At 70.1% G+C, this 19,022-nt stretch carries 21 protein-coding genes and 1 pseudogene; 9 read left to right on the top strand and 13 right to left on the bottom strand.

Translation table 11 applies throughout. From position 1 onward, the window contains the following. Positions 1-153 precede the first annotated feature (153 nt). The 5 genes from OH735_RS30000 (at position 154) to OH735_RS29980 (ending at position 3,009) form a co-directional block, all read left to right on the top strand. Positions 154-345, top strand: a complete 192-nt coding sequence (locus OH735_RS30000) for a hypothetical protein (RefSeq protein ID WP_406384806.1) — start codon at positions 154-156, stop codon at positions 343-345. Between the two features lie 276 nt (positions 346-621). Then, positions 622-1,611 (top strand): helix-turn-helix domain-containing protein, encoded by a 990-nt coding sequence (locus tag OH735_RS29995; protein WP_406384804.1) that lies wholly within the window; start codon positions 622-624, stop codon positions 1,609-1,611. 166 nt (positions 1,612-1,777) lie between these two features. After that, a complete protein-coding gene (locus OH735_RS29990; protein WP_406384802.1) occupies positions 1,778-2,260 on the top strand; it encodes a DUF456 domain-containing protein in 483 nt (160 codons plus the stop codon). Between the two features lie 165 nt (positions 2,261-2,425). Then, entirely contained in the window at positions 2,426-2,734 is a 309-nt protein-coding gene (locus tag OH735_RS29985; protein ID WP_406384801.1) for a hypothetical protein, read from the top strand. A 32-nt stretch (positions 2,735-2,766) separates the two neighbouring features. Then, positions 2,767-3,009 (top strand): hypothetical protein, encoded by a 243-nt coding sequence (locus tag OH735_RS29980; RefSeq protein WP_406384800.1) that lies wholly within the window; start codon positions 2,767-2,769, stop codon positions 3,007-3,009. A 7-nt stretch (positions 3,010-3,016) separates the two neighbouring features. Here OH735_RS29980 and OH735_RS29975 read toward each other — a convergent pair whose 3' ends face one another. Further along, entirely contained in the window at positions 3,017-4,396 is a 1,380-nt protein-coding gene (locus tag OH735_RS29975; protein ID WP_406386800.1) for a DNA-3-methyladenine glycosylase 2 family protein, read from the bottom strand. A gap of 82 nt (positions 4,397-4,478) precedes the next feature. Next, entirely contained in the window at positions 4,479-5,672 is a 1,194-nt protein-coding gene (gene rsgA / locus OH735_RS29970; RefSeq protein ID WP_406384798.1) for a ribosome small subunit-dependent GTPase A, read from the bottom strand. Between the two features lie 376 nt (positions 5,673-6,048). On the opposite strand from rsgA, the gene OH735_RS29965 reads away from it, so the two are divergent. Further along, positions 6,049-6,549: a DUF5949 family protein gene (locus OH735_RS29965; RefSeq protein ID WP_406384797.1), complete on the top strand. Its 501-nt coding sequence runs from the start codon at positions 6,049-6,051 to the stop codon at positions 6,547-6,549. Between the two features lie 161 nt (positions 6,550-6,710). Here the strand turns inward: OH735_RS29965 and OH735_RS29960 are convergent, their stop codons facing one another. The 6 genes from OH735_RS29960 to OH735_RS29935 form a co-directional block, all read right to left on the bottom strand. Then, positions 6,711-7,121 (bottom strand): rodlin, encoded by a 411-nt coding sequence (locus OH735_RS29960; RefSeq protein ID WP_406384795.1) that lies wholly within the window; start codon positions 7,119-7,121, stop codon positions 6,711-6,713. A 118-nt stretch (positions 7,122-7,239) separates the two neighbouring features. Next, on the bottom strand, positions 7,240-7,431 hold the full coding sequence (locus tag OH735_RS29955; RefSeq protein ID WP_406384793.1) for a hypothetical protein: 192 nt from the start codon (positions 7,429-7,431) through the stop codon (positions 7,240-7,242). A 254-nt stretch (positions 7,432-7,685) separates the two neighbouring features. Further along, complete coding sequence (locus OH735_RS29950) at positions 7,686-8,096, bottom strand: rodlin (protein ID WP_406384792.1); 411 nt, start codon at positions 8,094-8,096, stop codon at positions 7,686-7,688. 151 nt (positions 8,097-8,247) lie between these two features. Beyond that, complete coding sequence (locus OH735_RS29945; protein ID WP_406384791.1) at positions 8,248-8,538, bottom strand: hypothetical protein; 291 nt, start codon at positions 8,536-8,538, stop codon at positions 8,248-8,250. Between the two features lie 246 nt (positions 8,539-8,784). Then, positions 8,785-9,018: a chaplin gene (locus OH735_RS29940; RefSeq protein WP_406384789.1), complete on the bottom strand. Its 234-nt coding sequence runs from the start codon at positions 9,016-9,018 to the stop codon at positions 8,785-8,787. Between the two features lie 279 nt (positions 9,019-9,297). Further along, complete coding sequence (locus OH735_RS29935) at positions 9,298-9,699, bottom strand: rodlin (RefSeq protein ID WP_406384788.1); 402 nt, start codon at positions 9,697-9,699, stop codon at positions 9,298-9,300. A gap of 362 nt (positions 9,700-10,061) precedes the next feature. On the opposite strand from OH735_RS29935, the pseudogene OH735_RS29930 reads away from it, so the two are divergent. Further along, positions 10,062-10,673: pseudogene (locus tag OH735_RS29930) on the top strand (chaplin); the annotation flags it as partial. Beyond that, positions 10,665-11,378: a chaplin gene (locus OH735_RS29925; protein WP_406386798.1), complete on the top strand. Its 714-nt coding sequence runs from the start codon at positions 10,665-10,667 to the stop codon at positions 11,376-11,378. The pseudogene OH735_RS29930 and the gene OH735_RS29925, both read left to right, overlap by 9 nt. A gap of 95 nt (positions 11,379-11,473) precedes the next feature. Here the strand turns inward: OH735_RS29925 and OH735_RS29920 are convergent, their stop codons facing one another. From OH735_RS29920 to OH735_RS29900, 5 genes are all read right to left on the bottom strand, one after another. Beyond that, positions 11,474-12,409 carry a dihydrodipicolinate synthase family protein gene (locus OH735_RS29920; RefSeq protein WP_406384787.1) on the bottom strand — a complete coding sequence of 312 codons (936 nt, stop codon included), beginning with the start codon at positions 12,407-12,409 and terminating at the stop codon, positions 11,474-11,476. Next, positions 12,406-13,413 carry an ABC transporter ATP-binding protein gene (locus tag OH735_RS29915; RefSeq protein WP_406384786.1) on the bottom strand — a complete coding sequence of 336 codons (1,008 nt, stop codon included), beginning with the start codon at positions 13,411-13,413 and terminating at the stop codon, positions 12,406-12,408. Before OH735_RS29915 ends, OH735_RS29920 begins: the two co-directional genes overlap by 4 nt. Further along, the gene (locus OH735_RS29910; protein WP_406384785.1) at positions 13,410-15,377 is read right to left on the bottom strand and encodes a dipeptide/oligopeptide/nickel ABC transporter permease/ATP-binding protein; all 1,968 of its coding nucleotides are present in this window, start codon (positions 15,375-15,377) and stop codon (positions 13,410-13,412) included. The genes OH735_RS29915 and OH735_RS29910 overlap by 4 nt, the downstream gene beginning before the upstream one ends. 1 nt (position 15,378) lies before the next feature. Beyond that, positions 15,379-16,329 (bottom strand): ABC transporter permease, encoded by a 951-nt coding sequence (locus OH735_RS29905; RefSeq protein WP_406384783.1) that lies wholly within the window; start codon positions 16,327-16,329, stop codon positions 15,379-15,381. Between the two features lie 148 nt (positions 16,330-16,477). After that, entirely contained in the window at positions 16,478-18,073 is a 1,596-nt protein-coding gene (locus OH735_RS29900; RefSeq protein WP_406384781.1) for an ABC transporter substrate-binding protein, read from the bottom strand. 169 nt (positions 18,074-18,242) lie between these two features. On the opposite strand from OH735_RS29900, the gene OH735_RS29895 reads away from it, so the two are divergent. Continuing rightward, positions 18,243-18,974, top strand: coding sequence for a FadR/GntR family transcriptional regulator (locus OH735_RS29895; RefSeq protein WP_406384779.1), 732 nt, complete (start codon positions 18,243-18,245; stop codon positions 18,972-18,974). Positions 18,975-19,022 lie beyond the last annotated feature (48 nt).

The following is a 19,022-nucleotide window of genomic DNA, read 5'->3' as shown; positions in this document are numbered from 1 at the left end:
TCGACCGTGCCCGCGGCCGGCGCTGTAGGAGTAGACGTCGAGGTCCTTGCCTGACTCCCTGGTCTGTACGAGGGTGACGGTCCGGCCTCGCAGGGCAGGGCGGCGGCCGAAGCGGCCCCCGAACTGTCCATGCTCACCCGGGCTTTGTCGCCGGTGACCAATGTGACGGTGACCGGTTCGGTCGCCTTGGCGCGGGCGACCGCACTGCTGGTCAGTGGACTCTTCGCGCTCGTATTGTCCTGCGGCGCCGCGGCGGAAGGCGCGATCGCGGTGATGGCCAGGACGGCGGCGGTGGCCGCTCCCAGCGCCGTACGCGATATCGGACGCGCCGCTCTGTCCGAGTGAAACCGGAACACCTGTCAACTACCCGGGATCGAAGTCCTGGGCTTGCTGCTCGGCTCCGTCGGTCCTGAAGCCCCGGAGCTCCTCGCAAGAATCCTCTGAACAGACCGTGGGATTCCGGAGGTTGTCGGTACTGCGGTGGCGCCACATTGGCAGAGCGACAGGTGTTGAAGGGATGATGTACAGCGCGGGTTTACGCCGTGGCCGTTTTCCGCCACGGCCGGACGCCCGAAGGCATCGACATCGTGCGGAATCAATGCGTCCGGGAGGGGTCCGGGGATGCTGGGAGCCATAGGTCTCGACGAGATACAGGAGTCGGCTTACCGCGCGCTCGTGACGGTGGGAGCCGCGGAGGTCTCCGATCTCGCGCACCGGCTGGCTCTTTCCGAGTCGGACACGGAGCGGGCGTTGCGCCGGCTGGAACAGCACGGGCTGGCCGCACAGGCGTCGTCGCGCACGGGCCGTTGGGTGGCCGCGCCGCCCGGGGTGGCTCTGGGGGCGCTGCTGACCCAGCAGCGTCATGAGCTGGAGCAGGCGGAGCTGACGGCGGCACTGCTCGCCGAGGAGTACCGGGCGGAGGCCACCGAGCCGGCCGTGCACGATCTGGTCGAGGTGGTGACGGGCGCGAGAGCGGTGGCGCACCGCTTCCACCAGTTGCAGCTGGGTGCGACGAGCGAGGTGTGCGCCCTGGTCACCGGCAAGCCGATCGCGGTCAGCGGAATGGAGAACGAGGCCGAGGAGCAGGCCGCCACGCGCGGGGTGTCGTTCCGGGTGGTCATCGAACGCGAGGTGCTGTCGCTGCCGTCCGGGATTCTGGAAGTGTCGGCCGCGCTGAGCCGTGACGAGCGGTGCCGGGTCGTCGACCGGGTGCCCACCAAGCTGGTTGTCGCCGACGGCGCCCTGGCGATGGTTCCGCTGACCGGACGGGGCGCCGAGCCGGCGGCGCTGGTGGTGCATGCCTCCGGGCTGCTGGAGTCGCTGATGGGCCTCTTCGAGGCGGTGTGGCGCGAGGCCATGCCGCTCAGGCTCGCCGAGAGCGTCCCGTTGGAGGAGGTGTCCACCGGGCCCGATCCGACGGACTTGGAGATCCTGTCGCTGCTGCTGGCCGGGCTGACGGACGCGAGCGTGGCGAAGCAGCTGGATCTCGGACTGCGGACCGTGCAGCGGCGGGTGAAGGGGCTGATGGAGCTGACCGGGGTGTCGACCCGGCTGCAGTTGGGCTGGCACGCGTACGAGCGGGGCTGGGTGTCCCGGGAGGCGCGGACCTGAACCGGCCGTCCCCGCCGGCCGCCTTCGTCCCGGCACGGCACCGGCCCCGCCGGATGCCCCGGCAGGGTGTTCGCGCCGTGCCGTTACGGCCCTGAGCTGCGTCGACGGCCCCTGCCCGGGGTCGCGCTGACGGGCGGGACCGGCCGGACTCCGGCACCCTGGTCAGATGGGTGTGTGGCAACTCGTCGCCGTCGGTCTGGTCATGTTTCTCGGCCTGGTCGGCGTACTGGTGCCGGGGGTTCCGGGGCAGGCGATCGTCTGGGCCGCCGTGCTGTGGTGGGCGCTGACCGACATGACTCCGGCGGCCTGGGGCGTACTCATCGGGGCCACGGCGCTTCTGCTGGTCAACCAGGCGCTGAAGCCGCTGCTGCCGCCTCGCCGCCCCCATGAGTCGGGGGCCCCGCGCAAGACGCTGATGCTGGGCGGGATCGGCGGGATCGTGGGCTTCTTCGTGGTGCCGGTGGTGGGCGGGATCATCGGCTATGTGGGGGCGATCTACGGGGCGGAGCGGCTGCGGCTCGGCAGCAGCGGGGCGGGGTGGACGTCGGTCCGTTCGGTGATGCGGGCGACCGGCTATGCGGTGCTCGTCGAACTCTTCGCGTGTCTCCTGGTGACGGGGGCCTGGCTGGGCACGTTGATCTGGAGCTGACCTGCCCCGCCTCCCCCGGCACAACCAGGTGAATGCCGTACAGATAGACAGAAGCACATCGGATGTCTCCCGCTCTATTGACGCAAGGATTCCCGGTGCCTACCTTCCCTGAAGGAATAGCTCGGATGAATTGCTGTGCCTGCATACGAGTCGCCAGGAGACGCCTTGCCCCCAGCACCGGACCCCTCCAGCCCCTCCCGCCCCTCTCGCAATGAAGCCCCGGCCCCTTCCCGTAGAAGCGTTCTAGCCACCGGCAGCGCGCTCGGCACCGCGCTCGTGGTGGGCGGCGCGGCGGCCGTCCCCGCCCGCGCGGCCACCCCCGGCGCCCCGGCGCCCACCGCCCCGGCCCCCGTCACCGTCCACTCCCCCGACAACGCCTGGCGCACGGTCCTGGACGACGCCGACCTGCTCTGGCAGAAGCTCCCGAAGACCTGGTACGAGGGCCCGTGCCTGGGCAACGGCCGCCTCGGCTGAGCGCGGTACGGGAAGAAGGCCGGACCCGCTGGGTGCGGGTGACCAGCGAGGCGGGCGCGCCGTGCGTCGTACACCATGGCATCGAGGGTGCCGTCGAGATCCGCGACCGGCACGGACACCCGCTGGATCACGAGGAGTTGGCCGACGGCACGGTACGCATCCGGCTGCGCAAGGGTGACTCGGCGCTGATCACGGCCAAGGGCGACAGCCCGGACCTGACCATCCGCGCGGTCACGGCGAACGAGCCCGCACCACGCTGGGGCCTGCCCACCTGACCCCCCGTCACCAGAGTTCATGCACCGAGGGCAGGTCCAAGAGGCTCAGATGACGCACGGCATACGAACGCCACGGCCGCCACCGCTCCGACCCGGGCCTGCCCTCCGGATCCACATCGGGGTCGCCGAGCGCCCGCATCCGGATGAGTGCCGCCGCTGCCGGGCCGATCCCCGGCAGCCGCAGCAGTACCTGCTCGGCCTCGTCGCGGTCGGCCCCGGCATCGAGTCGTACGTCCCCGCCGGCGAGCGCGGCCGCCAGCGCCCGCAGCGCCGGGTCGTCCACCGCACCGGCCAGCGCCCCCGGCTCGGGAAACACATGTGTGAGCCCGCCGCAGGGGACGTCGAGGACCTTCCCGTACGTCTCCACGAGCCGCTCCGCCCCGGACCTGCCCACCAGCGTCCGTACGGCGAACTCCTCCGGGTCGGCGGCGCCCGGCGAGCGCAGCCCGGGGCGCGCTGCGACGCCCGGTGCCAGGCGCGGGTCGGCGCCGAGCCGCTCGTCGACGGCGTACGGATCGGCGTCCAGGTCGAAGAGGCGACGCAGCCGCTGCACGGCCGTCGCCAGATCCCGCAGGTCCGTGAGGTGGATCCGGGCATCGAGCCAGGCCCCGGCGGACCGCTCGTCGACGGCCGCGAGGCCCGTCCCGTACGGCAGACGCAGGGTGCGCCGGTAGGTGCGCGTGCCCGGCTCACCGCTGACCTCCTCGATCCGGGCGACCGTCTCGCCCGCCAGCAGATCGAAGACCTCGCGGGCCGCGTACGGCCCCCGGTGGGCCAGCCGCAGCGGGACCCCGGTGGTCCGCGCCTCCCGTACCGCCGCGCCCAGCCCCGTACCGGCCTCGGCCCGCAGAGCACTGGGCGTACGGGCGTAGATCTGCCGGATCGTGTCGTTGAACTGGCGCACGCTGGCGAATCCGGACGCGAAGGCGATCTCGGTCACGGGCAGCGTGGTCGTCTGGAGCAGCACGCGTGCGGTGTGGGCCCGCTGGGCGCGGGCGAGCGCGACGGGCCCGGCGCCCAGCTCCGCGTTGAGCTGCCGCTGCACCTGGCGTGAGCTGTAGCCGAGTCGGTGGGCGAGACCGGGCACGCCCTCCCGGTCGACGACGCCGTCGCCGATCATCCGCATGGCGCGGCCCACGACATCGGCCCGTACGTTCCAGTCGGCGGAGCCGGGCACGGCGTCCGGGCGGCAGCGCCTGCATGCCCGGAAGCCGTTGCCCTGCGCGGCGGCCGCGGTCGGGAAGAACCGCACGTTCTTCCGCCTGGGAGTGACGGCGGGGCAACTCGGCCGGCAGTAGATGCCGGTCGTCTCGACGGCGAAGAAGAACTCCCCGTCGAATCGGGCGTCGCGGCTGCTCACCGCCTCGTACCTGGTCCGTTCGTCCATCACACCGTCCAGTGTGCGGCACCTCCCGGTACCGCACTCGCGGTTTTCGGACGTCGACCGATTCGGGACCCGCCGGCTGCGGCTACCGCAGCCGACCCCGCTTCGCGTCCATGGCCGCCCGGCCCTCGGCCCCCTTGCGCTTCCATTCACGCAGCATTTCGGACCGCACCCGGGCATCGGTCTTGGCGACGATGCGCTGGTTCTCGCGAAGCAGCTTGCGGAAGCTGTCGAGGCGCCGCTCGGGCAGCGAACCGTCCTCGACGGCGGCGAGCACCGCGCAGCCGGGCTCCGACAGGTGGGCGCAGTCGTGGAACCGGCACTGCTCGGCCAGTTCCTCGATCTCGGAGAAGACCTGGCCGACGCCGGTCTCCGCGTCCCAGAGGCCGACCCCGCGCAGCCCGGGGGTGTCGATCAGTACGCCCCCGGAGGGCAGGACCAGCAGATTGCGGGTCGTGGTGGTGTGCCGGCCCTTGCCGTCGACGTCACGGGCGGCCTGCACCTCCATCACATCGCGGCCGAGCAAGGTGTTGGCGAGGGTCGACTTGCCCGCACCGGAGGCCCCGAGCAGCACACTCGTACCGCCCGAGACGATGGCGGCGAACACATCGAGCCCCTCCCCCGTGGCGGAGCTGACGGTCAGCACCGGCACACCGGGCGCGATGCCCTCGATGTCCTGGACGAGGTACGCCAGTGTGGCGGTGTCCGGCACCAGGTCGGCCTTGGTCAGCACCACGATCGGCTGGGCGGCGCCGTCCGCGGCGAAAGCCCCGTCGCGCAGCAGCGCGTCGCCGCCGGCGCTGGACATGGCGAGCGCGAGGAAGCGCTCCACCCGCCCCAGATCCAGTTCCACGGCAAGGGAGACGCAGATGGCGATGTGGTCGACGTTGGTGGCGAGCACCTGGCCTTCGGAGCGCTGCGACGACGTCGAGCGGACGAAGGCCGTACGCCGCGGGAGCAGCGTCCGTACGAATTGCGGGTCCCCGTCGGGATCGACGGCTACCCAGTCGCCCGTGCACACGATCCGCATCGGATCGCGCGGGACGACGAAGGCGGTGTCGGCCCGGAGCGTGCCGTACGGGGTGACCACGTCGCACTGCCCGCGGTCCACCCGCACCACACGTCCGGGCAGCAGGCCCTGCTCGGCGTACGGGGCGAACACGGCGGCCCAGTCGTCGTCCCAGCCGTACGGGGACAGCGGATGCGACACGGACGCGCCCTGAAGAGAAGAAGAAGGAGACGCGGAAGACGGAACGGACGGAGAAGACGGGAAAGACAAGGGAAACCCTTCACAGGGTGGCCCCGGCAACGCGCGTAAAAGCGCGGAGAGTTGAGGAAAGGTCAGCCGGCGACCACGGGGGTGGGAACGATGATCTTCTGGTCGTGGGCAGCGCCCATCGCAACGACAGTCATCAATGTCCTCACCTCCTGGTTCAAGCACGGGCCCGGCACCGGCGGTTCTTGCCCGCCGTCCGGAACGCTGCACACGATAGCCCGCGGCCATCGGGCGGCGTCAACACATTTATCCACGCCGTCCACCCGCCCCGCAGACGGGAGAGCACGACGACCGCATTCGTCGGAGATATCATTAAATCTCCCTCGATCAGATGATACTCATGCACATTGACCGGTTCCCGGCCGTTAGGGTGCCGAGCATGACCTCACCCCAGACCGCCACCGGCACGTTCACCCAGGCCCAGTTGGGCACGATCACACTGATCGGGTGGAGCGGCGCCCATCCCGATGGCGGCTTTGATGTCGCCTTCCTCCTCGTCTACTCGCTCGGCGACGGGACGGACGGCCCGGCTGCCGGTGAGGCCGCGATGCGCGTGGCCCTGGGCCGCAGCGGACTGCCGGTCGGCGCCGGCCCGGTGTACGCCGCCGAGACGCCGGGCCTCCCGGTGAAACTGCTCGTTCAGGCCGGTCAGGCCGTGCTGACGCTGCCGCACTTCACGGCGCAGTACCCCGCACCGCGCGAGTGGCTGGCCGCCGCCGAGCAGCGGGGCGAGGTGCACACGATGTTCGCCACCCGTCCTTGGCGCGAAGGCACCCCGGGCCGGCCGGTCAGCGAGGAACTGCTGCGGTCCTTCGCCGCCGACGCGGAGGTCATCATGACCTCCGCGCACTGCGTCCTTCCCCTGCGCAGCCTGGGCTGAGCCGCCCCCGTACGCCGGATGCCCACCGCCCCCCGTGGAACGGTGGGCATCGTCATGCGTGGAGCCCTGGGGCCGCGCCCCGGATGTTTCCCGGCGGTGCCGTGCACCGGAATGCGGGCGACCGCGGGAGGTTCCCGCGATCGCCCGCACTCACGTGGGTATCAGCTGTTGCCGATGCCGTTGCCCGAGAACACCGGGATTTCGTCCACGAGGTGCGACAGCGCCTCGTCACCCTTGGCCTGGGTGGAGTTCTCGGCGCACTGCTGGTTCTGCGGCGAGGCCAGGACGTTGACGTCCTGGACCGCGACCGGCACGAGCACACCGACGAGCGAACCCGCGTTGGCCTTGAGCGGCAGGCCCACGCAGGCCTTGTTCAGCGTGCCCTGGACGAGCTGGACCTGCGGGCTGCCGTCGCCCTGGGTCACGCTGTTGCCGAACGAGTCCACGGCGTCGTTGACGTTGACCGACGTGGTGCCCTCGTCGTTGCCGATCGCCATGGCCGACGGGGCCGCGGCGGCGGACAGACCGATCAGGGACACGGCCACTGCTGCGCCGGCCATCATCTTCTTCATCACGCTTCACCTTTCGGAGCGTCCCGTTGCGGAACGTACTGATCAACCCGCAACGGAAGCGTCGGTTCTGCACTACCACTCAAACGGGTTCGATTCGGCGTGAGTTCGACGCGCCCCCTCACCCGTCGATGGCGTCGTCGGACGTACGGGCGGAGGGCACGCGGCTCCCCGCACAGGGCCGCTCGGGAGGGGCCGGCTCCGGTCCGCCGCGGGTCGCCTGCCATTCGGCGAGCAGCCGGTCGTAGATGGGTGTGGCGTCGTGTGCGTGGCGCTGCCGACCACAGGGGTGTTGGCTGTCGTACTGGTCCATGGGTGGCCCCTACCCGGTGCGACGGGTTACGCCCGCCGTCACTACGGCAACCGGCCCAGTGCGCCCGCCCCTTCGAGGGGCCGGCGCCCACGACGTGGGGCCGGCACATCCGGGCTGCCGACGATCAGCTGCCGCGCGGATGTGCCGGCCCCACGGTGTTTCACGCACTGCGGGCAGGCGGGCTCGAAGCCGCACACGGTGAAGTCCTCGACAGGTCCGAGGAATCACCGGCGAGCGACCGGAGCCTTACGGTTCTAGTTGTTGCCGGTGCCGTTGCCGGACAGGATCGGGATGCCGCTCAGGACGTTCGACAGTGCCTCGTCGCCCTTGGCCTGGGTGGAGTTCTCGGTGCACTGCTGGCTCTGCGGCGAGGCCAGGACGTTGATGTCCTGGACCGAGACCGGGACGGCGCCGAGGGCCGAACCGGCATTGGCCTTGGCCGGCAGGGCGATGCAGGGCTTGTTGAGCGAGCCCTGGATGAGCGCGAACTGCGGGCTCCAGTCACCGTGGGTGGCGGAGTTGCCGTACGACTGGACGGCTCCGTCGCCGTTGACCGACGTCGTGCCACCGTCGTTACCGAGGGCCATGGCCTGCGGGGCGATCGCAGCGCAGACACCGACGATCGAGGCGGCGACTGCTGTCGAGGCCATAATCTTCTTGATCATTGAATAGTCCTTCTGGGTTTTCTGTTGCTTGCCTGTCCGGAGCTCACTGAGCAACTCACGGCGACGGGGACGTTGTGCCGATTCACTCGAACGGTGCTTCCGCTGCCCGGAGGTTCGTCGCACCGGCGGGCAAGAGCCGAGGCCTGACGGGTCAGCCCCCAAGCGGCAGGCCGCCCATCAGCGGGGACGCGCCCTGGGCCGCACCGGTCGCCTGGCCGGCCAGCTTGGTGACGGTGCCGTTCTTCTGCATCGAATCGGCGGCTCCGCCGACCGTGCCGACGATCGGGTCGACAGCCTGCGGTGCTCTTCCCACCATCTGGTTGACGCCGCCGTTGAGGCTGAAGTCGGGGGCCGTGGTGGTGGTAACGGCGAAGGCAGGAGCAGCCGTTCCCAGAGCAGCCACGGAACCGGCAACGAACGCAGCGGTCTTCGCGTACTTCACTTTTGGGGTTCCCTTCTGCAGCGGCATCCATTTCGGCCGCGTATCCGCGCCGCACCAGCCTTCTTTAGCCGTGACTTCTGCCGCTTTTCACCTTGGGTAACGATGTGGTTGCGCCCGGGCTACTGGGCGGGATCGCTTTTCTCGGCGCCCTTCGATCGAATACCGGAAAAGGGGGAAGGCCCCGGATCGCTTCGAATGCGATCCGGGGCCTTCCCGTCATGAGCGTTCAGCTCGGCTGACCAGAGGTCAGGAGGTGGCGCAGGTGCCGCCGAAGGCGGGGTTGAGCAGACCGACCACGCCAACGCTGTTGCCGCAGAGGTTCAACGGGAGGTGGATCGGGGCCTGGACGACATTGCCAGACCCGATGCCCTGGGAGTTGCTGGCGGTGCCATCAGTGCCCGAGTCGGCGAAGGCGGGGGCGGCGGCACCGACCGCCATCAGGGTTCCGGCGGCGATGGCGGCAACCTTGGCGTACTTCACGTTTGTCCCTTTCTTTGACGGAGTCCGGAGCGGTCACGTCTTTCGTGCCGCACGAGCGCGGTCCTGATCACTCGTAACTCCGCCGCTGCAATTCGTAACGATTTAGGACCACAGTCGAAACTCTCCAAGAAGGAGATTCTCGAAAAAACGGCCCGAATGGAGCAGTACCGATTGCGCGACGTCATGGGCGGGATCGCCGGGCCAATCGGGCGCCGATAAGCGGGCCCGGGCCGCACGGAGGAGGAAGGCCGGCGGCCCGGGCCTGTCGCTGCGGCTGGATCAACTGTTGCCGGTACCGTTGCCGGCGAGCACCGGGATGCCGCTCAGGGTGTGCGACAGCGGCTCGTCGCCCTTGGCCTGGGCGGAGTTCTCGGCGCACTGCTGGCTCTGCGGCGAGGCCAGCACGTTGACGTCCTGGGGCGCGACCGGGACAAGACCGACGAGCGAGCCGCCATTGGCCTTGGCGGGCAGGCCGACGCAGGGCTTGTTCAAGCTGCCCTGGACCAGGCCGAACTGCGGGCTGCCGTCACCATGGGTCTCAGCATTGCCGAAGGACTGCGGGGCTCCGTTGCCGTTGACCGAAGTCGTACCGCTGTCGTCACCCATGGCCATGGCCTGCGTGGCGCCCAGACCGAGGATGGACGCGGCCACAGCCCCCGTAGCCAGAACCTTCTTGATCACGATTAACCCTTCTCGTACCGGATGCCCCGCGCCGGAGCCCCCTGCCCAACTCACGGTCGGACGTTTGGTTCTCTCCGTTCACCCGTATGCCCGGGCGTGACGTCACCATGAACGCGCATACGTCATCCGTTCGAGTAGTCACAAGATTTCCACCCATTTTCGCGTTTCCTCGACAATCCTCCCTCGTTATGGATGTCGGCAAGCGTGCGGTTCAGCGTTCGGTGTTCACCCTGCGGAAGAACCGCCGCTTGCCGACTCATGCATGAAGAACCCGGGGTGACGTTCCCGGCAGAAGCTGCACCGCGTGATGAATGAACCGCGAGCATCGCGCTCGCGCGAAGTGTCCTAGGAAAGGGCAATCAATGCGAAAAGCCTTGAGCAAGAGCGTGCTGGTGATGGCGGCGGCGTCAGGCATTCTGACGGCGGCCGGCGGATACGCCTTCGCGGACGCCTCCGCCGATGGTGCCGCCGTCGGTTCGCCGGGCGTCGGCTCGGGCAACGCCGTGCAGGTACCGGTGCACGTTCCAGTCAACGTGTGCGGCAACACGGCCAATGTGATCGGCCTGTTGAACCCGGCGTCCGGTAACAAGTGCGCGAACGTGAGCGGCGGAAGCGGCAACGGCGGCCAAGAGGCAAGCGCCGGAGCCACCGCGGCTGAATCTCCCGGTGTGCTGTCCGGCAACGTCATCCAGGCTCCCGTGCACGTTCCAGTCAACGTGTGCGGCAACACGGCCAATGTGATCGGCCTGTTGAACCCGGCGTCCGACAACGAGTGCGCGAACGTGAGCGGCGGAAGCGGCAACGGCGGCCAAGAGGCAAGCGCCGGAGCCACCGCGGCTGAATCTCCCGGTGTGCTGTCCGGCAACGTCATCCAGGCTCCCGTGCACGTTCCAGTCAACGTGTGCGGCAACACGGCCAATGTGATCGGCCTGTTGAACCCGGCGTCCGACAACGAGTGCGCGAACGTGAGCGGCGGAAGCGGCAACGGCGGCCAAGAGGCAAGCGCCGGAGCCACCGCGGCTGAATCTCCCGGTGTGCTGTCCGGCAACGTCATCCAGGCTCCCGTGCACGTTCCAGTCAACGTGTGCGGCAACAGCGTCGACGTCGTCGGTCTGCTGAACCCGGCGTCCGGCAACGCGTGCGGGAGTGGGCCGAGCACCGAGCCACCGGTGGTCAACCCTCCCGTGGAGCCCCCCGTGGTCACCCCGCCCGTGGTCACGCCCCCGGTCACCCCGCCCGTGGTCACCCCGCCCGTGGTCACGCCCCCGGTCACCCCGCCCGTGGTCACCCCGCCCGTGGTCACGCCCCCGGTCACCCCGCCCGTGGTCACGCCCCCGGTCACCCCGCCCGTGGTCACGCCCCCGGTCACCCCGCCCGTGGTCACGCCCCCGGTCACCCCGCCCGTGGTCACGCCCCCGGTCACCCCGCCCGTGGTGACCCCGCCCGTGGTCACGCCCCCGGTCACCCCGCCTGTGGTCACCCCGCCCGTGGTCACCCCGCCCGTGGTCACGCCGCGGACCGGCAACGAGCCCAGGGTCACCTCCGGAGACCCGGTCTCGGTCGCGCAGTTGGCGCACACGGGTGCCGACACAAACCTGGGCCTGGCCGGCGCGGCGAGCGCAGCGATGGTGCTCGGCGGAACCCTGCTGTACCGCCGCACGCGCGCGTCGAGGAAGTGACCGGCGCAGCCTGTAGGTAGCACGCGGAAGCACCGAGGTGCGTGGGTGACGGCCGAGGCCGTACCCACGCACCTCGGTGCGTTCTTCGGAACCCGTCAGACCCGGGAGAGCCCCGCGCGGTCCAGGCAGTCCGCGATCGTGGCGGTCTCCGCGGCGTCCAGTCGGCGCATCGGCGGGCTCACCACGTTGGTGGCGATGATCCCGCGCAGCATGAGGGCCGACTTGAACGCGCCGAGACCGGCGGCCGTGGCGGACGCCGTGCCGGGACGGGCCGCGCGAACGATGTCGAACAGTGCGACGAGGCGGTCCTGTTCTGCGCGTGCGGCGGCCCAGTCGCCACGTACCGCGGCCTCGTGGAGGCGTACGTACCCGTGCGGGTCCACATTGCCGAGCCCGGGGACGGAGCCGTCGGCGCCGCCGAGCATCATCGCGTCCACGACCAGTTCGTGCCCCGTGAGCACGGAGAACTCCGGCAGCTCCCGGGCGCCGATGGCCAGCCGGCGGAACGAGCCGTCGTCACCGCTGGAGTCCTTCACCCCGGCCAGCACACCGTCCGCGGCGAGCGGCAGCAGCAGTTCCGGGTCGAGTTTGCTGTGGACGCAGACCGGCACGTCGTACGCGAGGAGCGGCACGTCGACGGCGGCGGCGACATCCCGGAAGTGGCGGTCGATCTCGGTGTCGTGCGTGCGGGTGTAGAACGGGGCGGTGACGACGACGGCGTCGGCGCCGAGCCCTTGGGCGGCGCGGGCCCGCTCGATCGCACGGTCGGTGGTGGTCTCGATCGCTCCGACGAGGACCGGGACCTGGCCGGCCGAGGCGGCCGTGATGACCTTGATGACCTCGTCCTGGCGGCGGGGCGTCAGATAGGCGGTCTCGCCGGAGCTGCCGAGGGCGAACAGGCCGCTGACACCGCCGTCGAGCAGATGCTCCACGACCCTCTCCAGGGAGGGCCGGTCGATCTCGCCGTCCGCGGTGAGCGGGGTGACTACGGGCGGGATCACTCCGGAGTAGCGGGGTGTTCGGGCGGTCATGTGGTGCTCCTTGCGGCCGGTACGGCGGACTGGTCCCCGCCGGGGGTGGCGGGGATCTGGGGGTGGACGCAGTGCCAGTGGCGTTCCCCCGGTCCGGCGCTCTGCGCGGGGAAGACCGTGGCGCAGGCGTCGTCCGCCTTCCAGCAGCGGGTGCGGAAGGGGCAGCCGGACGGCGGGTTGGTGGCCGAGGGGACCGGGCCGGTGAGCACGATCCGTTCGGTGGTCTCCAGCAGGCTGGGGGTCGCCGAGAGCAGTGCCTCGGTGTACGGGTGCGCGGGGGCGCCCGCGACGTCGGACGCGCGCCCCTCCTCGACGATCCGGCCGAGGTAGAGGACGGCGATGCGGTCGGCGAGGTAGCGCACGGTCTGGATGTCGTGCGAGATGAACACCATGCCGAGGCCCAGGCGTTCGCGCAGGTCGACGAGGAGGTTGAGGACCTGGGCGCGGACGGAGACGTCGAGGGCGGAGGTCGGTTCGTCGGCGACGATCAGTTCCGGTTCGAGGGCCAGGGCGCGGGCGATGGCGACGCGCTGGCGCTGGCCGCCGGAGAGCTGTCCCGGCAGCGCGGCAAGGGTGTGGCCAGGCAGGCCGACCAGATCGAGGAGTTCCTCGACGCGTGCCTCGCGCGCCTCCCGGGTGCCCCGCTTGTGCACGTCGAGCGGGTCACGGAGGATCTGACGGACCGTGAGCCGGGGGTTGAGGGCGGTGGATGGGTCCTGGAAGACGACGCCGACCGCGGAGCCGAAGTCGTCGCGGCGCTGCGCCGCGGACATCTCCCACAGGTCGCGGCCGTGGAAGGTGACCTGGCCCTCGGTGGGCTTCTGCAGGCCCGTCAGCACCCGGGCCAGCGTGGACTTGCCGCAGCCGGACTCGCCGACCAGGCCGACGATCTCGCCCCGCTCGATCTCCAGGGTGGCGTCGGTGAGGGCGTGCACGGCGTCCCGGCGGAAGACTCCGCCGCTGCGTGCCTTGTGGCGTACGTGGACGCCGTCGAGCCTGATCACAGGGCGCTCCCTTCCAGCTGGGCGGCGTTCGCCGGGTGGTGGCAGGCGAAGCCGTGGTCGTTCGCGGCGCCGCGTGCGGTGAGTTCGGGTGCGGTGGTGCGGCACAGTTCGGTGGCGGCGGCGCAGCGTGAGACGAACCGGCAGCCGGTGCCGAAGCCCTGGGGTGCGGGGACGATGCCACGGATCTGGTGCAGCCGGTCGGCGCCCGCTTCCAGGGAGACGACGGAGCCGAGCAGGCCGCGGCTGTAGTGGTGGGTGGGGTCGGTGAGTACGGAGCGGGTGGCGCCGATCTCCGCGAGGCGGCCCGCGTACATCACGGCGACGCGGTGCGAGAGGTCGCCGACGAGCGCGAGGTCGTGCGAGACGAGGACCATCGCGAAGCCGAGTTCGTCGCGCAGCTGGACGAGGAGTTCGACGACCTGGGCCTGGACGGTGACGTCGAGGGCGGTGGTCGGTTCGTCGGCGATGAGCAGGCGGGGGTTGCGGGAGAGCGCCATGGCGATCAGGACGCGCTGGCGCTGGCCGCCGGAGAGCTCGTGGGGGTAGCTGCGCAGGGTGCGTTCGGGTGCGAGGCCGACGAGTTCGAGGAGTTCGGCGGGGGTCTTCGTACCGCCGCGCGAGGTGAGCTGCCTCAGCTGGGTGCCGACGAGGACGGACGGGTTGAGGGAGGAGAGCGCGTCCTGGTAGACCATCGCGATCTCCGGTCCCATCAGGGCGCGGCGTTCCTTCGGCGGGAGCTTCAGCAGGTCCCGGCCGCGGTACAGGATCTCGCCGCTGACCTCGGCGTTGCGGGCGAGCAGCCCCATGACGGCGAGGCTGGTGATTGATTTGCCGCAGCCGGACTCGCCGACCAGGCCGAGTGTCTCGCCCTCGTGGACGGTGAAGTTCAACGCGTCGACGACGGGGATCTCGCCGTAACGGTCGGGGAAGCGGATCGCCAGGTCCCGTACGACGAGGAGTTCGGCGGCGTCCTCCCGTACCGGCTTGATGGACGGTTCGGTGGCGTTGACGCGGTCCGCGAGCTTGGCGAGGGCGGCGTCGATGTCCACGGTGGAGGTGGCCTCGACCGGGTCGGGGGCGGTGGCCGTGGCGGGGTCGGCGGCGGGGCGGGCGCTCTTCGGGGCCGCGGAGGCGTCGGTGAGGCCCTCGGAGAGGATGTTGAGCGCGAGGACGGTGATCAGCAGCGCGAGGCCGGGGAAGAACGTCGCCCACCAGCCACCGGCCAGGAGGATCTGCCGGCCGTAGGCGAGGACGCTGCCCCAGCTGGGGTCGGGGTCCTGCACTCCGGCGCCGATGAACGAGAGGCTGGCCTCGAAGATGATCGCCTCGGCGACCATGACGGTGGCGAACACCATGACCGGGGCCATGCAGTTGACGGCGACGTGGCGGAGCACGATGTAGCCGCGGCGGGCGCCGATGACCTTCTCGGCGGCGACGTAGTCCTCGCCGTACTGGGACAGCACATTGGCGCGGACCACGCGGGCCAGCGAGGGGGTGTAGACGAAGGCGATGGTGAAGATGATCACCGGGATGCTGGTGCCGAAGACCGCGACGAGGACGGCGGCCAGCGCGATCGGCGGGAACGACATCACGACGTCGAGGGTGCGCATCACGGACTCGTCGCCGAGCTTGCGCGAGGTGGCGGCGAGGGAGCCGAGCAGTGCGCCGGCGACCAGTGCCAGGGCGGTCGCGCCGAGGCCGATGATCAGCGAGTAGCGCGCGCCGTGCACGACCCGGGCGAAGACGTCGCGGCCGGCCCGGTCGGTGCCGAACCAGTGGGCGCCGCTGGGGGCCTGGACCGGGGTGCCGGTGGTCAGCGGGTTCTGGGTGAACAACGGTGCGAGCACGGCGCCGAGGATGACGACGACGAGCACGCCGAGGGCGATGCGGGAGGTGACCGGGAGGGCGCGGAACGCGATGCCGGGTCGGGACAGCTTGTTGGCCAGACGGCCGGTGGCGAACATGTCACACCGTCCTGATGCGCGGGTTGACCAGCAGGTAGAGCAGGTCGACGATGACGTTGACCACCAGGAACGCGATGGCGATGGTCAGTACGGTGCCCTGGACCAGGGCGACGTCGCCGCCGGTGACACCTTCGAGGATGAGCTTGCCCATGCCGGGCAGGTCGAAGATCGCTTCGATGACGACGGCGCCGCTGAGCATGTACCCGACCTTGATGCCGAGCACGGTCAGCGGGGTGACGAGCGCGTTGCGCAGCACCGAGCGGATCACCAGCAGCGGCGGGAGGCCGTTGCCGCGGGCGGTGCGGACGTAGTCGCGGTCGAGTTCGGCGACCATCGAGGTCCGTACGAGCCGGGCGAGGGAGGCCGAGACCGGGAGCGCCAGCGAGATGGCGGGCAGCGCCATGGTGGTGAGCCAGCCGCTGAGGGAGTCGGCGGGGTTGGTGTAGCCGCCGGTCGGGAAGATCCGGGTGTTCAGCGCGAACTGCTGGATGAGCAGCACGCCGAGCCAGAAGGACGGGATGGCGACGCCGGCCATGGACAGGACCCGGAACAGCTGGTCGGGCCAACGGTCCCGGTACATCGCGCCGACCACACCGAACAGGACGGCCAGGATCACCGCGAGGATCAGCCCGAGGAGGGTCAGCTGGAGGGTGAGCGGAAACGCGGCCGTGATCCGGTCCAGTACGGGCTGGCTCGGCGGGACGGTCATCCCGAGGTCGAAGTGGAGCAGCTGGCCCAGGAAGTGGAAGTACCGGACCGGGAGCGGGTCGTTGAGGCCGTTGGCCTCGGCGAAGGCCGCACGGGCCTCGGGAGTGGCGCTCTCCCCGAGCGCGTTGAAGGCCGGGTCGACCGGCGAGAACTGCAGCACCACGAAGACGAGCAGCGCGATACCGAGGATCATCACCGGCATCATCGCGACGCGGCGCAGCGCGAGCCGGAGAAAAGCAACCATCGTCGGGTTCCTTGTGGTTGGACGGTCTGGGGTCTTTCGTTTGGATCAGGCCCCGCGAGCCCGGTCTGATCCGAACGAGAGGCCCTGGGTCCGGGACACCTGGATCGAGCAGGTGTCCCGGACCGGGCGATCGGGCGCCGGGGGCCGGTCAGGCGCGGCTGACGTCCAGGAAGGACAGGCCCGTGGTGGGCAGCGGCTTGAAGCCGGGCAGCGCCTTGTCGTTCCAGGCCGTGGGCAGTTTGCGGTGCAGGATCGGGTAGAGCGCGGCCTCGTCGGCGACGAGGTCGGTGACCTCGCCCCACAGTTCCTTGCGCTTCGCGTCGTCGGTGGCCTGGGCGGCCTTGTCGAGGGTCTGCTTGACCTTCTTGTACGCGGCGGACTTGCCCCAGCCGTAGCGGCTCTCGGGCCAGAAGCCGTAGTAGAACCAGCGCAGCAGGAGGTCGGCGTCGTTACCGAAGACGGACGGGTCGCCGGGGGCGACCAGCACGTCGAAGGCGCCCTTGTCGATCTTGGCGTACTGGGCCGGGGACTGGGCGATGTCGAGGGTGACCTTGACGCCGGCCGCCTCCCAGCTCTCCTTCAGCAGCGGGGCGACGTCCTTGACCCAGCCGGTGTCGGTGGTGAGGACGGTGAAGGAGAGGTTCTTCGCGCCGGCGTCGGCGAGCAGTTGCTTCGCCTTGGCCACGTCGTGGGTGTAGACCGTGGCGGCCTTGTGGTAATCGGGGTGGGTGGCGGGGACGTACCCGGTGGCCGGTGCGGCGTTGCCGACCATCGCGGTGGAGATGATCTTCTCGGTGTCCAGGGCGTAGTGCAGGGCCTGGCGCACGCGCTTGTCGGCGAACCGCTTGTCGGCGGTGTTGAACATCAGGAAGAGCAGACCGAAGGACTGGACGGACTCGGTCTTCGAGGAGCCGGCGAGGCGCTTGACGTCGATGTAGGGGACGTCCTCGATGGCCTGGACCCGGCCCGACTCCATGGCGCTGACACGCGCCGACGGGTCGGACATCAGGCGCCAGATCATCTTCTTGGCCTTGGCCGGGTGCGCGCCGTTGTACTTGTCGTACGCCTCGAAGACGATCTTGTCCTCGCGGGTCGCCTCGATGAACTTGTACGGTCCGGAGCCGACCGGCTTGGCGTCGAAGGCCTTCGGGTCCGGCTCGACGATCTTCTTCGGGACGATCCGGGCCACGGCTATGCGGGACGGGAAGAGCGCGAAGGGGTACTTCAGCTTGAACTCGACCGTGCCCGCGTCGACGGCCTTCACCGTGTCGATGAAGGGCACGAACTGCGCCATGAGGGAGGCGTTCTTCGGGTCCAGGATGCGTTCGAAGCTGAACACCACGTCGTCGGCGGTGACGGCCGATCCGTCGTGGAAGGTCGCGCCCTTGCGGAGGGTGGCCCGGTAGGTGGTGGCGTTGATCTTCTTCGGCATCTCGGTGGCGAGCGCGGGGCGCGCCACAAGTGTTGCCGGATCGAGATCCACGAGGCCCTCGAAGATGTGCATATTAGCGGCGTACGGAGTCGCACCCGAGGTGATCATGGGGTCGAAGCCGGTCGACAGGGGGTACGAGAGGCCGGCCTCGATGAGGCCGTTGCCACTGCCCTTGTCCGCCGTGCCGTCGGCGGTCGATGACGGTCCGCCACAGGCGGCAAGGCTCGCCGTGATGGCGGCTGCCGCACCGACAGCGCTGGTGTAACGCAGGAAGGTGCGGCGCTCGACACCGGCTGGTCTCAGCTCGGGCACGGGTCCTCCAGGGACGTCGAAGGTGGAACGTGGGGCGGGTACAGGCGTCGGAACGCGGGATCGCGAAGGCCAGGAAGCCTGGAGCATCAGACGTCAGATGTCTGATGCCTTGATAGCGTGGGAACGTAGCTTGACAATCGATAGGGGTCAAGAGGTGGGGAGTTCACATATGTCCGGTACGAGACCCGGACGGCAGCTGCTCCGGCAGGAAGTCGTCGACGGCATCAAGCGTTACATCCTTGAGAAGCGGCTGCGCCCCGGAGATCCGTTGCCCACCGAACCGGCCCTGTGCGAGGCGCTCGGCGCCAGCCGTTCCAGCGTCCGCGAGGCGGTCAAGATCCTCGACGCGCTGGACATCGTGGAGGTGCGGCACGGACACGGCACCTACGTCGGCAGGCTGAGCCTGTCCGCCCTAGTGGAGAGCCTCACCTTCCGCGGCCTGCTCTCCCCCGACGACGACTTCCAGGTGATGGCCGACCTCGTCGACGTACGCGAACTCTTCGAGCGCGGCATGGCCGACCGGATCGTCTCCACGCTCAGCCCGGAGCAGCTCGACGCGCTGGACGGACTGGTCGCCACCATGCGCGAGACCGGCGCGCAGGACGGACACGGCTTCGTGGCGGCCGACCGGGCGTTCCACGCACTGCTGGTGGCCCCGCTCGGCAACGACCTGATCGGCCAGCTGTCGATGGCGTTCTGGGACGTGTACACGATCGTCGCGCCGCACCTCGACGGATTCACCCACGCCGACGAGATGGCCACGATCGCGGCGCACCAGAACATCGTGGACGCCGCGCGGGCCGGGGACATCGCCGGTTTCATGGAGGCCCTCGCCGACCACTACGCCCCCGTCAGGCGCCGGATCTCCGAGGCCCGGGCCCGCGACAACGCCGCGGGCTGACCAGCCCGCCACCCCTCCCGGAGGGATGAAACCGCGCCCCGCCAAGGG

The organism is Streptomyces sp. NBC_01618, from assembly GCF_045209435.1.
Taxonomy (GTDB): domain Bacteria; phylum Actinomycetota; class Actinomycetes; order Streptomycetales; family Streptomycetaceae; genus Streptomyces.
The sequence above is the reverse complement of the archived record's forward strand: the minus strand, read 5'-3'. Positions and strand labels throughout refer to the sequence as shown.

Bases quoted from the DNA above. Each gene is read 5' to 3' on its own strand.
- OH735_RS29995 (WP_406384804.1), top strand. From the start codon at position 622: ATGCTGGGAGCCATAGGTCTCGACGAGATACAGGAGTCGGCTTACCGC.
- OH735_RS29990 (WP_406384802.1), top strand. From the start codon at position 1,778: ATGGGTGTGTGGCAACTCGTCGCCGTCGGTCTGGTCATGTTTCTCGGC.
- OH735_RS29975 (WP_406386800.1), bottom strand. From the start codon at position 4,396: ATGGACGAACGGACCAGGTACGAGGCGGTGAGCAGCCGCGACGCCCGA.
- OH735_RS29965 (WP_406384797.1), top strand. From the start codon at position 6,049: ATGACCTCACCCCAGACCGCCACCGGCACGTTCACCCAGGCCCAGTTG.
- OH735_RS29960 (WP_406384795.1), bottom strand. From the start codon at position 7,121: ATGAAGAAGATGATGGCCGGCGCAGCAGTGGCCGTGTCCCTGATCGGT.
- OH735_RS29955 (WP_406384793.1), bottom strand. From the start codon at position 7,431: ATGGACCAGTACGACAGCCAACACCCCTGTGGTCGGCAGCGCCACGCA.
- OH735_RS29950 (WP_406384792.1), bottom strand. From the start codon at position 8,096: ATGATCAAGAAGATTATGGCCTCGACAGCAGTCGCCGCCTCGATCGTC.
- OH735_RS29920 (WP_406384787.1), bottom strand. From the start codon at position 12,409: ATGACCGCCCGAACACCCCGCTACTCCGGAGTGATCCCGCCCGTAGTC.
- OH735_RS29910 (WP_406384785.1), bottom strand. From the start codon at position 15,377: ATGTTCGCCACCGGCCGTCTGGCCAACAAGCTGTCCCGACCCGGCATC.
- OH735_RS29905 (WP_406384783.1), bottom strand. From the start codon at position 16,329: ATGGTTGCTTTTCTCCGGCTCGCGCTGCGCCGCGTCGCGATGATGCCG.
- OH735_RS29895 (WP_406384779.1), top strand. From the start codon at position 18,243: ATGTCCGGTACGAGACCCGGACGGCAGCTGCTCCGGCAGGAAGTCGTC.